Source organism: Pseudomonas frederiksbergensis (assembly GCF_003732275.1).
Lineage (GTDB): Bacteria > Pseudomonadota > Gammaproteobacteria > Pseudomonadales > Pseudomonadaceae > Aquipseudomonas > Aquipseudomonas frederiksbergensis_H.
The window spans coordinates 999,093-1,012,032 of record NZ_MOBM01000039.1; the positions used below are offsets into that span (position 1 = coordinate 999,093).

Consider the following 12,940-nt stretch of genomic DNA (forward strand, 5'->3'; position numbering starts at 1 on the left):
TGGAGAAAGTTTCGGCCCCGCCGATTTCCCTAATAACCAGTATTCCAAGCCCACACCACGCCGTCGTCCAATCCCGTAGGAAGGCCGCTAGCGCTTCCTTTAACCGAGGAGCGTCAGTGATGCAGATCTTCCACGTCCACAATCCATCGGCAAACGTGGGTGAAGTACCATGCACCGCGCACTGGCCATCGTCGCCCTTCGCGCCAACGCATCAGTATCTGTCCGCCTCGCCCGCTATAACAACCATATGGCAATTGCCCGTAGTCTGGCGCTGACAGCGGCACCGAATAAAGACCTTGAAACACCTGAGCACCGTCCGCCATCAACTGGCCAGGACACTGGAGGGCGCGCCTGATGAGCGCCATCTCCAGATCAACGAACCATCAGGCTAATGGCCCGCCCCACGGCATGCCTGGGTGAACCATACCCCCTGATCGACGCGGGATCAGCATTCTCCTTTTGGCGCAACGCCATTAAGAAAAGGGCTTAATCATGACGATTTTTCAACGCTGCCATATGGCGGCCACGCCGAAGGCATGCCCGAAAAAAATTACTTGGGCATCACGTGGACTGTGGGTTCACGACGGCCAACCCTCCGGTATTGACGACTTCCTGCTCATGCAGCGGGTCGGCATTTTCGACGGGCTGACGGCGCTGCGCGGTAGAGAGCACCAGCGCTTGCCCGCGGACCAGCCATCTATAAGCACCACCAAACTGTGCGCGGTTCGAGCGAGGCTGGAACCACTTCAGGAGGCCGTATGACCGACGCCTCGATCCTTTTTCGTAACGCCCTGCAAACGGTCTATGGGCAGCTCGACTGGTTACCGGTGGCGGACGGCGCAATCCATCGATTCCATGTTCCGAACGACAAACCCGGCACAGTGAACGGTTGGTATGTGCTGTATTTGGATGGCATCGCCTCGGCCGCATTCGGTAGTTGGAAAGCGGGAGGGAAAAGCACTTGGAATAGCCGTGATTCTGCCGAGCCTCGCAGCGTTGAGCGGCTGCGTCAGCACATTGAGCAGTCCCGTCAACAGCGAACAACCGCGCAGTTCAGCCGCCAGCAGGCTACCTCTGAAGTCGCACAGCGGTGGTGGGTGAATGCCCCTCACGCCGATCCAGACCACCGTTATCTAGTCGTCAAAGCTGTACGGCCATACGGTCTGCGCCAGCGCGGCGACCATTTGTTGGTGCCTCTGTATGTCAGTGGGCAGCTGGTCAACTTGCAACGCATCTCCCTTGACGGCTCCAAGCGGTTCCTCTCCGGTGGACGGATCAGTGCCAGCTACTCGCCGCTGGGCCGCGTCGCACCGGGTCGGCCGCTGTATATCTGCGAGGGGTGGGCAACCGGAGCGACTCTCCATCGGGGAGGGTGCACCGTCGCCGTGGCCATGAACGCCGGCAACCTCAAATCGGTGGCGCTGTTACTGCGGGCCAAGTACCCCGATATCGAAATCATCATCGCAGGCGATGACGATCGACAGACGCGGGGTAACCCTGGCCGCGCGGCGGCAATTGATGCCGCTAATGCATCTGGGGCACGGGTGAGTTTCCCCGACTGGCCCGCTGGCTCACCGGATGACCTTACTGACTTCAACGACCTTCACACCTGGAGGGCCGCCCAATGAAGCCAGCAGACAACAGTATGACGGTTCCACTGCGACCTGATGCCAAACCGCAACTTTGGAGGGTCAATGCCGTCAGCGCCGCCAGTATCAAACCGGTGGCCATCCGCTGGCTTTGGCCGGGTTGGTTGGCCAAAGGCAAGTTGCACATCCTTGCAGGTGCCGGCGGCACCGGGAAAACCACGTTACTGCTGAGCCTGATCTCGACCATCACCACCGGTGGACGTTGGCCGGACGGCGAGCAGTGCGAAGAAGCCGGTAATGTGCTGATCTGGTCGAGCGAAGATGACCCAGCGGATACGCTGGTGCCACGCCTGGTTGCCGCTGGCGCCGATCGGTCACGTATTTACATTATCCAAGGTCGAATCAACATCAGGGGCGAGGCCGACCCTTTTGATCCATCCAACGACATTGGCTTGTTGCGAGAGACAGCCCGTGAGATCGGTGGGGTGTCCCTGCTGATGCTCGACCCGGTGGTCAGCGCCGTTAAAGGCGATATGCACAAGGCCAACGACGTTCGCCGCGGCCTGCAAGGCGTGGTGGACTTTGCCGAACAGCACCTGTGTGCGGTGATTGGTATCAGTCACTTCGCCAAAGGTGGAGCTGGCTCAACACCCGCCGATCGGGTGATCGGTTCACAGGCCTTTTCCGCATTGGCTCGGACGGTGCTGGTTGCCGCCAAACAGCAGGACTCCGATGCTCGAGTGCTGGCGCGCGCCAAGTCCAATATTGGCACCGACGAGGGCGGCGTCTCCTACACGATCGAACCTTGCACCATTGCCGGAGGTATTGAGACCACCCACGTTCTTTGGGGTGACCTCATACAAGGATCTGCTCGGGACATTCTTCGTGATGTTGAGTCGGTGGACGATGAGTCACTCAACGACAGCGACGACCCCGCCGAAGCGCTGCGCCGTATTCTCAGCTCCGGATCACTGTCCGGAAAGGAAGCCAAGAGGCTGATGCTGGGCAACGGCTATACCCAAAAACAAATTAGGACTGCCCGCGAGCGACTCTCTGTCGTCACAGTTCGATCCGGCTTCGGAAGCGAGACGGTGACCCACTGGTCATTGCCCCAAGCGGAAGAGGAGACTCGCCCCTACCCTGCCCTCGCGCCCTCAAAACAACAATCATGCCCACGGCAGGACATGGGCACGACTGATGAAAAAGGGCATGACTGGGATAAACCGAGTTGTTCCCCGAAGGCGCTCAGTCATAACAGTGAGCCCCTTCAAGAGTTGATGAGCCCCGTTAACGCAGATCGCTCAGAGCCGGGTTGTGCCCGCAATCACCTTGATAACGATTGGGAGGACCTTTGATGGCCGCTCTCGATTACCTCAAGGATCGGGGCTTAACCGCCCGCCGAACCGGCATGCGTATCCGTGTATCCCCCCTCTCGAAACTGACCGATGAGGTTCGGCGATATGTGAAACGCAACCGCTTGGCCTTGATCGCCGAACTGGTTGCTAACGATGGCGTGGAACGGCGATGTCACTGGCAGGTGATCCGAGCAGGCAAGCCCCTGTGCATCATGCTTGGTGAGCCCCTGTCCAGGGATGAGGCACTGAGCGAGGTTCGGTGGCGATGGCCAGATGCCGACCTCCCGTAGCGGTTCAGGCCTACAACTTGAATGCGCACAAATGCCTGGGCCGCCAGGATCCATCGACTGTTGTTGGACCACGGGAGCACCTCCTTATGACCGCCTCCAAGACGCTGCACGTGATCGTTACCGACACGGAAATTCGTCGCCAGGCTGACTCAACTGTCCGCCAATTACGTGACCCGCGCTTCCCTGCTTTACGTTTTCGCTACTCCTCCATCAACCGCGCCAAAGGCTCGTGGTTTGTCGTGGTCGGTGACCAATGGGGCAAGGCCGGTAACTATCCCGATATCAACGCCAAAGCCATGCAGGCCACACTGCCGGCGATTCTGCTGCGACGGGCTGCCGAGCCGGGTGCACGCTCCACGGTCAACCGCTGGCAAACGGTCGGTGATCTGCTGGCGTGGTACCTGGAGCGCATGTCCCGTGATCGCGGTTTATCGGCCAAACGCAAAGCCAGCGCCAAGTCGGCCGTGCGCTGCCAATTACAACCCCGACTGCACACCTTGCCGTTGACTGGCCTGGACCGCGCGTCCCTGGACGAACTGTTGCTGTGGCCGATGCAGGAACACTACGCCCTGTCGTTTGTTCGCTCGGTGTACGGCGTGTTGACCGTGGCCTTCCGTCAAGCTGCGCGACTGGGTCTGATCGTGGTCAATCCCATGGCCAGCTTGAAATTCAACGATTTTGTGCAGACACGGATCAAGCCCAAGCCGGCGCATTTGCGCGCGGAAGACCTGGAAGAGGTCTTGGCGAACCTCAGCACAGAGTTCGCGACATCCCCCGTCGGAGGCATGCTGGTGCTGATGATGCTGTGCCACGGCACCCGTTTGGGTGAAACCCGGGTGGCGCGCTGGAAGCACATCGACCTGACCCGCCGCCACTGGTTCATCCCTGCGGACGACACCAAAACCAAGCGCGAACTCACCCTGCCCCTGACCGATCAAGTATGTGCGTTGCTGCGGCGCTACCGACAGCACCAAGCAGACCGCGGTTATGTTGGCGCCTACCTGTTTCCCGGCCAGACGCGACAACCTTTGAGTGCGAGCAAGGCCAGCCAGGTGTTTGTTCGTTTGAGTCAGGGTAACTGGACCAGCCACGACCTGCGCAAAGTCGCCCGCACCGCCTGGATGGACCTGGGCGTGGACTACCTGGTGGGCGAGATGCTGGTCAACCATGCGATGAACACCCTGACCGCCACCTACATCCACACCAGCGCCGACACGCTGAAACGCAAGGCGTTGGAGGACTGGCATGCATGGCTGGATCAGCGAGGGTTTGCGGCGCTGCATCACGGGACAGGACCGGGACAGGTGACTTCGACAACCGTGCTGCACGCCCCTGTGCACGAGGCTCTCGGTCAATCCCAGGATCCATTGCCGAGGAGGATATTTTGACGCTGGACGAAGGCCTCATCTCCCATGCGGATCACACCTTTCGCCGCCAACAACTGACGGTGAACTGCCGATGGTCTGACCGGCGAACCTCACGGTGCATCCCGAGCAGAGATCGCAATAGCGCAGAGGTTAATCGAACGTCTGAAGAGGCCGCGAAGGCCAACCCGGCTGGAGTCGAACCACCCAATCTGAAAAGGTACTCCTGGCCCCCACCCCCCATTGCGGGTAATTCGAGCCCCGACTTCGAACGATGTATGAGTTTTTTTGACGACTTCCGCTTCCGCTTTCACTTATGTGTATTTGAGGTAGTTATGGCGAATCAAAAAGAGCTTGCCCAACACTTGGACTTGACCGATCGGCAAGTTCGCTACTTGCTCGCAGACGGTATCCTGCCCACCTCGCGGGGCAATGGCGGTTTAAATCTTCAGCACTGTCGCCTGGCTTACTTTCGTTACTTAAGAGGACTCAGCAGGGGCCAGGTAAAAGCGGAAGCGGGCCATCTGGTTGGGGACGGTATCGATCCCTTGGTCGAATACCATCTGATGAAAGAGAAAGTGAGGCTTACGAAGGCGCAGGCCGACGCCCAAGAGAAAAAGAACGAGGTCATGGAGCAGCAATTGATACCCGTGGAGATTGCCACTTTCGTCTTGAGCAAAGTCGCTTCGCATATCGCTTCGGTGCTTGAAACCGTGCCGCTCAAACTTCGACGTAAACATCCCGAGATGGACCCCAGGCACCTTGAGTCTCTACAGCGTGAAATTGCAGTGGCACGCAACCTGGCGGCAGAGGTAGATGAGAAACTACCGGAGTATTTGGACGAGTACTTCGAGAAATATGTCTGACCTCAGATGTTTGTTGCGAGCGAGTCGCTAGACGCATCTAGACGCCAGGTTTAAGTCGATGGCTACCTTTCACGAGCGGTGGTTTCAGCCGAAAGCAGACGGTCTGCCCTATAAGCAGATCGCCCCCTTTCCACTTCCCCCTTTTCCATGCACCGCCACTCGCGACGAAGCCGTACTCAACCAATGCGTGGGTCGTGGCATTCCAGAAGTCGGACTGATCGGCGGCGGCTACGACAAGAACTGCATGGCCTTGATCACGGCCATGAGTTTCTGCATTACAGCGCAGCGCGAGTCTGGACGGAGCGGGCTCAGGCTAAACGTGCTCGCAGGATGGTGGTGGGCGCACGATACCCATTGGTAGCTATCGGCAACTGCAAAAGAAATGACGGGTATCGCATAGCTCAACTGAAGGCCCTTTCCAGTTGGCACGTGGAGATTCACAATAGCCATGTTTTACTACGGGCCATTATGAAGAGCGCAGAGCACCATCAATGAGCGAGCAAAAAACCGAACGAAGCTTCATAGACAAGCTAGTTGAGCTCAAATACACCTACCGCCCAGATATCACAGACCGCGCCTCACTGGAGCGCAATTTTCGCGAAAAATTCGAGGCCCTCAACCGCGTTCGCCTCAGCGATGGCGAATTTGCGCGCCTGCTCGACGAGATCGTCACCCCCGATGTTTTCGCCGCAGCCCGCACCGTTCGCGAGCGCAATGCCTTCACCCGTGAAGATGGCACCCCACTGAACTACACCCTGGTCAACATCAAGGACTGGTGCAAAAACACTTTCGAGGTCGTCAACCAGCTGCGCATCAACACTGACAACAGTCACCACCGCTTCGATGTCCTGATCCTCATCAACGGTGTTCCGTGCGTACAAGTGGAGCTGAAGACTCTTGGCATCAGCCCACGCCGCGCCATGGAGCAGATTGTCGAATACAAACACGACCCCGGCAACGGCTATACCAAAACCCTGCTGTGCTTTCTTCAATTATTCATCGTCAGCAACCGCACTGACACCTGGTACTTCGCCAACAATAATGCGCGCCATTTCGCGTTCAACGCCGACGAGCGTTTTCTACCCATCTATCAGTTTGCCGACGAGGCGAACAAGAAGATCACTCACATCGACAGCTTTGCCGAGACCTTCCTCGTCAAATGCACGCTCGGCCAAACACTCAGCCGCTACATGGTGCTAATTGCCAGTGAGCAAAAGCTCATGATGATGCGTCCGTATCAAATCTATGCCGTCAAGGCCATCGTGGACTGCATCCATCAAAACTGCGGCAACGGCTACATCTGGCACACCACCGGCAGCGGGAAAACGCTCACCTCCTTCAAGACCTCCACCTTACTCAAGGACAACCCTGACATCGAGAAATGCCTCTTTGTGGTGGACCGCAAAGACCTCGATCGTCAGACGCGCGAAGAGTTCAACAAGTTTCAAGAGGGCTGCGTCGAGGAGAACACCAACACCGGGGCGCTCGTGCGTCGCCTGCTTTCCGAGGACTACGCCGACAAAGTCATCGTCACCACCATCCAGAAGCTCGGCCTCGCCTTGGATGAAAACAGCAAGCGCAATAAGCAGCGCAAAAGGAACGAGCAGCTCACCTACAAAGAGCAACTGGCCCCGCTGAGCGACAAACGCATCGTCTTCATCTTTGACGAATGCCACCGATCCCAGTTTGGCGAGAACCACAAGGCAATCAAAGCGTTCTTCCCCAAGGCCCAGCTCTTCGGCTTCACCGGCACCCCCATCTTTGAGGACAATGCCTCCCGCGTTAAGGTGGAAGACCAGCAGGCCTCGTACCAAACCACGGAAGAACTCTTCCAAAAGCAGCTGCACGCCTACACCATCACTCACGCCATTGAAGACGCAAACGTTCTGCGCTTCCATATCGATTACTTCAAGCCAGAAGGCAAAAAGATCCCCAAGTCCGGTGAAGGCCTGGCCAAGCGAGCGGTCATCGAAGCCATTCTGGCCAAGCATGACATGGCCACCGGCCAGCGCCGCTTCAATGCAATCCTCGCCACCGCCAGTATTAACGACGCCATCGAATACTACGGCCTATTTGCTGAATTGCAAAAAGCCAAGCAGCTTACCAACCCCGACTTTCAGCCATTGAATGTTGCCTGTGTTTTCTCGCCGCCCGCTGAGGGCAATGCTGATGTGAAGCAGATTCAGGAAGACCTTCCGCAGGAAAAGCAGGACAACGAAGTAGATCCAGAAGGCAAAAAAGCAGCCCTCAAGACTATCCTAGCCGACTACAACACTCGCTTTGGTACCAACCACAGCGTCAGCGAGTTCGACCTCTACTACCAGGACGTACAAAAGCGAATCAAAGACCAGCAATGGCCTAATGCCGACCACCCGCATGCGCAGAAAATCGACATCACCATCGTGGTGGATATGCTGCTCACCGGCTTCGACTCCAAATACTTGAACACGCTCTACGTGGACAAAAACCTCAAGCACCACGGCTTGATACAGGCCTTCTCTCGCACTAATCGCGTACTCAACGGCACCAAGCCCTACGGCAACATCCTCGACTTTCGCCAGCAGCAAGAAGCTGTGGATGTCGCCATCACCCTATTCTCTGGTGAAAAATCCGACTCGCAAGCACGCGAAATCTGGCTGGTGGACAAGGCCCCTGTGGTTATTGAAAAACTGCAAACCGCCGTGCAAAAGCTGGATGATTTCCTGCAATCACAGGGCTTGGACTGCGCTCCAGAGGCTGTACCCAACCTCAAGGGCGACGAAGCCCGCGCTGCCTTTATCTGCCACTTCAAGGAAGTGCAGCGCCTCAAGACCCAGCTTGACCAATATACCGATCTCACCGCGGACAACGCCGCCGCCATTGAGCACATCCTGCCAAAGGAAAATCTGCTCGGCTTTCGCGGCGCCTATCTGGAAACGGCCCAGCGCCTCAAAGCTCAGCAAGACAAGGGCGGCAAAGATGCAGATGGCCCCGTAGACGAGGTGGACCAGCTCGATTTCGAGTTCGTCCTCTTCGCCTCAGCCGTCATTGACTACGACTATATCGTGGGGCTCATGTCCCGCTTCTCGCAGCAGGAACCTGGAAAGCAGAAGATGAGCCGCGAACAGCTCATCGGTCTGATCCAGGCCGATGCCAAGTTTTTGAACGAGCGAGATGACATTGCCGCTTACATTGCCACCCTCAAAGCCGGAGAAGGCCTCAGCGAAACCGCTATCCGTGATGGCTACGCCCACTTCAAAAACGAAAAGGACAGTGCTGAACTCGCCACCATTGCCACAAAACATCGGCTGCCACCCGGCGCCCTGCAAGGCTTTGTGGAGGGCATCCTACAACGCATGATCTTCGACGGCGAACAGCTTAGCGACCTTATGGCTCCGCTCGAACTCGGCTGGAAAGCCCGCACCCAAGCCGAGCTGGCCCTGATGGAAGATTTGCACCCTCTGCTAACCAAACGCGCCCAAGGCCGCGACATTTCAGGACTTAGTGCGTATGAGCAGTAAACTTAAAACCATGAGCCTACAGGAAGACGATCTACCCACATTGGTGCCCAAGCTGCGATTTCCACAGTTTCAGAATGCGGAGAGTTGGGGGCCAAAAGAGTTGGGAGAATGCTTGGAATATCTCCAGCCTACAAAGTTTTTGGTGAATAGCACGGCCTACGACGACAAGTACGAAACACCCGTCGTCACGGCCGGAAAAACCTTCATTTTGGGATATACGAATGAGACCGAAGGGGTTTTTGACCACCCCCTTCCAGTTATTATTTTTGATGATTTCACAACCGCATCCCAATATGTGGACTTTCGGTTCAAGGCAAAATCGTCAGCAATGAAGATTTTGTTGGCAAAAGAAGGCGCCAACATTAAGTTCATTTACGAATCAATGCAGAGAATTGATTACGAAGTCGGTGCCCATGGACGACATTGGATATCTGCCTATTCAAAAATCAGGGTTGCAGTCCCCAAACCTGACGAACAAAAAAAAATCGCCGACTGCCTCAATTCAGTAGACGATCTGATCGCGGTGCAAGCTCGAAAAGTGCATGCGCTTAAGACCCATAAAAAAGGGCTGATGCAGCTACTTTTCCCTCGCGAAGGCGAAACCCAACCCCGCCTCCGCTTTCCCGAATTCCAAAACGCCGGGGAGTGGGAAGTGCGTCCATTTGATAAGTTTGTAAGCAAGTCCTTCTATGGAACATCGAGTTCAACGTCACCGAAAGGCCAGTATCCGGTTCTGCGCATGGGAAACATGGTCGACGGTGGACTAGATTTTAAAAACTTAGTCTATATCGATTTAGATCCCGATTCGTTCGAATCCTTCCGGCTGGAGGACGGAGACATTCTTCTCAATAGAACCAATAGTCCTGCTCTAGTCGGAAAGATTTCTCTCTTCCGGCTCAAATCAGAGTGCATAACAGCCTCCTACATCGTCACATATCGTCTGAACAAACAGCGGATCGATCCTTCGTTCTGTAACTTCATGCTAAATACGCCATTGCATCAGGCGAAAATCAAGACACTCGCCAAGCCAAGCATTAGTCAGGCCAACATTAATCCAACCACTTTCCGAAAAGAACTAATCGTTGCTGTTCCTACCATCCTAGAACAACAACGCATCGCCGATTGCCTGACCTCCCTCGACGACCTCATCACCGCCCAAACCCAAAAGTTAGCAGCTTTCAAAACGCAAAAGAAAGGACTAACGCAGCAGCTTTTCCCTGCGCCGGAGACAGCTGCATGAGTGGGAAGCCGAAGATTCAGAAGTTCACGAACATCGGAAAACTGGTCACCCGGTTGCGGGATGACCTGACCGGTGGAAATCAGGGCTTTGTGCTGCTTTACGCATACAACGGCACAGGCAAAACCCGCCTGTCCATGGAGTTCAAAGACGCGGGGAAGCGCAAAAACAAGGGGAATCCCGACACGCTCTATTTCAACGCCTTCACCGAAGACCTTTTCTCTTGGGACAACGACCTGGATAACGATAGCGCGCGGTACTTACGTCTCAACGCGGCTTCCAAGTTCTTTAATGGCCTCAAGGACTTGGCCCTGGAGGAAAGCATTGGGGGCTACCTCAGCCGCTACACGGATTTTATTTTTGATATCGATTACGACAAATGGACCATCAGCTTTCGGAAAGATGAGGCCAGCTACATCAAGGTATCCCGCGGAGAGGAGAACATTTTCATCTGGTGCCTGTTCATGGCCATTTGCGAGCGAGTGATTGACGGAGCCGAGTCCTATGCGTGGGTGGAATACCTCTATATCGACGACCCCATCTCCTCCCTGGACGACAACAACGCCATTGCCGTGGCGAGCGATCTGGCGAAACTGCTCCGCAGAGGCAAAGATCGCTGGAAAGTCGTCCTCTCTTCCCACCACGCTCTGTTCTTCAACGTGGTGTGCAATGAATTGAAGAAGGAGCCGCATAAGAAATATTTCCTCCATCGGCCCGAATGCGGTACCACCTACACCCTGCGCGCAACGGATGACACGCCATTTTTCCATCATGTGGCAACGCTGGCTGAAATCCACAAGGCTGCTGAGGGTGGCAAACTCTATACCTACCACTTCAATATGCTGCGTAGCATCATGGAGAAGACCGCGACCTTCTTCGGGTATGACGATTTTTCTGCCTGTATTCACGGCGTAGAAGATGAGGTGCTCTATTCCCGAGCGCTTAACCTGCTGAGCCACGGCAAATACGCCATTTATCAACCTATGGAGATGGTGAACGATACCAAGCAGCTATTCCGGCAAATCCTCAGTGCCTTTCTCAACCGCTACCGTTTCGCTCTGCCCGACATCCTAGAGCAGCCTGCCACCACGTCAGCACCAATCCCGACTCTTGAGCTAAAACCATGAACGACTCCAGCCAAAAACAACTGGGCAAGACCCTCTGGGCCATTGCCGACCAATTGCGCGGGGCCATGGATGCGGATGATTTCCGCGACTACATGCTGTCCTTTCTCTTCTTACGCTATCTGTCAGACAACTATGAGGCGGGAGCCAAGAAGGAGCTGGGCAGCGATTACCCCAAAGTCGAAGATGAAGACCGACGTGTGCCACTGGCGCTTTGGTACGCCAACAACCCGGACGACATCACCGAATTTGAAAAGCAGATGCGCCGCAAGGTGCATTACGTCATCCAGCCGCTGCACCTCTGGAACAGCATCGCCAATATGGCCCGCACCCAGAACGGTGACCTGCTTAATACACTGCAGGCGGGCTTTAAATACATCGAAACCGAGTCTTTTGAGAGCACCTTTCAGGGACTTTTTTCGGAAATCGACCTGAGCTCCCCAAAGCTGGGCAAGAACTATACAGAGCGCAACACCAAGCTCTGTACCATCATCCAAAAAATCGCCGAGGGTCTGGCGGAGTTCTCCACGGACATCGATGCACTGGGCGATGCCTATGAATACCTGATCGGCCAGTTTGCCGCCGGCTCAGGCAAGAAGGCGGGGGAGTTCTACACGCCCCAACAAATTTCCGACATCCTGTCCACCATCGTTACCCTCGACAGCCAGGATCCGAAAACCGGCCCCAAGCAGCGCCTGGATAGCGTTATGGACTTCGCCTGCGGCTCAGGCTCGCTGCTGCTTAACGTGCGCAAGCGCATGGGGCCGCATGGCATTGGCAAGATTTACGGTCAAGAAAAGAACATCACCACCTACAACCTAGCTCGCATGAACATGCTGCTGCATGGAGTAAAGGACACTGAGTTCGAGATCTATCACGGTGACACGCTGACTAACGACTGGGACATCCTGCGCGAGTTGAATCCCGCCAAAAAACCCGCGTTCGACGCCATCGTGGCCAATCCGCCCTTCAGCTACCGCTGGGAGCCCACTGACGCCCTGGCCGACGATGTGCGCTTCAAAAACCACGGCCTCGCCCCCAAATCGGCTGCCGACTTTGCCTTTCTGCTGCACGGCTTTCATTTCCTGAAAGACGAGGGCGTAATGGCCATCATTCTGCCCCACGGCGTGCTGTTCCGGGGCGGTGCTGAGGAGCGCATCCGCACCAAGCTCCTGAAAGACGGCCACATCGACACCGTGATCGGCTTGCCATCGAACCTGTTTTACTCCACCGGTATCCCGGTTTGCATTCTCGTGCTCAAAAAATGCAAGCAACCGGACGACGTGCTATTCATCAACGCGGCTGAACATTTCGTTAAAGGCAAGCGCCAGAACCATCTGACGGATGAGAACATCGCCAAGATCATCGAGACCTACCAGTTCCGCAAGGAAGAACCCCGTTACGCCCGCCGGGTGACGATGGAGGAGATCGAGAAGAACGACTACAACCTGAATATCTCTCGCTATATCAGCACGTCAAGCGCAGAGGTAGAGATTGACTTACAAATTGTGAATGCCGAACTGGTTACACTGGAAAAAACCATTCAGGTGGCACGGGACAAACACAATGCGTTCCTGAAAGAGCTGGGTCTACCAGCCTTAGCGTGAACCGTAAA

General features: G+C 55.8%; 10 protein-coding genes. All 10 read left to right on the forward strand.

What is annotated here, in order from left to right; translation table 11 throughout:
* Positions 1-492 precede the first annotated feature (492 nt).
* The 10 genes from BK662_RS30855 (at position 493) to BK662_RS30910 (ending at position 12,932) form a co-directional block, all read left to right on the forward strand.
* The gene (locus BK662_RS30855) at positions 493-762 is read left to right on the forward strand and encodes a hypothetical protein (RefSeq protein ID WP_123360693.1); all 270 of its coding nucleotides are present in this window, start codon (positions 493-495) and stop codon (positions 760-762) included.
* Complete coding sequence (locus BK662_RS30860; RefSeq protein ID WP_123360694.1) at positions 759-1,628, forward strand: toprim domain-containing protein; 870 nt, start codon at positions 759-761, stop codon at positions 1,626-1,628. The genes BK662_RS30855 and BK662_RS30860 overlap by 4 nt, the downstream gene beginning before the upstream one ends.
* On the forward strand, positions 1,625-2,944 hold the full coding sequence (locus BK662_RS30865; protein ID WP_123360695.1) for an AAA family ATPase: 1,320 nt from the start codon (positions 1,625-1,627) through the stop codon (positions 2,942-2,944). Before BK662_RS30860 ends, BK662_RS30865 begins: the two co-directional genes overlap by 4 nt.
* 376 nt (positions 2,945-3,320) lie before the next feature.
* The gene (locus tag BK662_RS30875; protein ID WP_123360697.1) at positions 3,321-4,622 is read left to right on the forward strand and encodes a tyrosine-type recombinase/integrase; all 1,302 of its coding nucleotides are present in this window, start codon (positions 3,321-3,323) and stop codon (positions 4,620-4,622) included.
* 254 nt (positions 4,623-4,876) lie between these two features.
* Positions 4,877-5,464: a terminase small subunit gene (locus BK662_RS30880; protein ID WP_259695969.1), complete on the forward strand. Its 588-nt coding sequence runs from the start codon at positions 4,877-4,879 to the stop codon at positions 5,462-5,464.
* Positions 5,465-5,522: 58 nt separating this feature from the next.
* Positions 5,523-5,825, forward strand: coding sequence for a hypothetical protein (locus BK662_RS35950; RefSeq protein WP_123360698.1), 303 nt, complete (start codon positions 5,523-5,525; stop codon positions 5,823-5,825).
* A 130-nt stretch (positions 5,826-5,955) separates the two neighbouring features.
* Positions 5,956-8,964 (forward strand): type I restriction endonuclease subunit R, encoded by a 3,009-nt coding sequence (locus BK662_RS30890; protein WP_123360699.1) that lies wholly within the window; start codon positions 5,956-5,958, stop codon positions 8,962-8,964.
* Entirely contained in the window at positions 8,954-10,204 is a 1,251-nt protein-coding gene (locus tag BK662_RS35630; protein WP_259695970.1) for a restriction endonuclease subunit S, read from the forward strand. Before BK662_RS30890 ends, BK662_RS35630 begins: the two co-directional genes overlap by 11 nt.
* Positions 10,201-11,328: an AAA family ATPase gene (locus BK662_RS30905; RefSeq protein ID WP_123360701.1), complete on the forward strand. Its 1,128-nt coding sequence runs from the start codon at positions 10,201-10,203 to the stop codon at positions 11,326-11,328. The genes BK662_RS35630 and BK662_RS30905 overlap by 4 nt, the downstream gene beginning before the upstream one ends.
* On the forward strand, positions 11,325-12,932 hold the full coding sequence (locus BK662_RS30910; protein WP_123360702.1) for a type I restriction-modification system subunit M: 1,608 nt from the start codon (positions 11,325-11,327) through the stop codon (positions 12,930-12,932). Before BK662_RS30905 ends, BK662_RS30910 begins: the two co-directional genes overlap by 4 nt.
* The last annotated feature ends 8 nt before the right edge of the window (positions 12,933-12,940 follow it).

What these genes read in the sequence shown, in the direction of transcription:
- BK662_RS30855 (WP_123360693.1), top strand. Translation starts at nt 493, where the DNA reads ATGACGATTTTTCAACGCTGCCATATGGCGGCCACGCCGAAGGCATGC.
- BK662_RS30860 (WP_123360694.1), top strand. Translation starts at nt 759, where the DNA reads ATGACCGACGCCTCGATCCTTTTTCGTAACGCCCTGCAAACGGTCTAT.
- BK662_RS30865 (WP_123360695.1), top strand. Translation starts at nt 1,625, where the DNA reads ATGAAGCCAGCAGACAACAGTATGACGGTTCCACTGCGACCTGATGCC.
- BK662_RS30875 (WP_123360697.1), top strand. Translation starts at nt 3,321, where the DNA reads ATGACCGCCTCCAAGACGCTGCACGTGATCGTTACCGACACGGAAATT.
- BK662_RS30880 (WP_259695969.1), top strand. Translation starts at nt 4,877, where the DNA reads ATGAGTTTTTTTGACGACTTCCGCTTCCGCTTTCACTTATGTGTATTT.
- BK662_RS35950 (WP_123360698.1), top strand. Translation starts at nt 5,523, where the DNA reads ATGGCTACCTTTCACGAGCGGTGGTTTCAGCCGAAAGCAGACGGTCTG.
- BK662_RS30890 (WP_123360699.1), top strand. Translation starts at nt 5,956, where the DNA reads ATGAGCGAGCAAAAAACCGAACGAAGCTTCATAGACAAGCTAGTTGAG.
- BK662_RS35630 (WP_259695970.1), top strand. Translation starts at nt 8,954, where the DNA reads ATGAGCAGTAAACTTAAAACCATGAGCCTACAGGAAGACGATCTACCC.
- BK662_RS30905 (WP_123360701.1), top strand. Translation starts at nt 10,201, where the DNA reads ATGAGTGGGAAGCCGAAGATTCAGAAGTTCACGAACATCGGAAAACTG.
- BK662_RS30910 (WP_123360702.1), top strand. Translation starts at nt 11,325, where the DNA reads ATGAACGACTCCAGCCAAAAACAACTGGGCAAGACCCTCTGGGCCATT.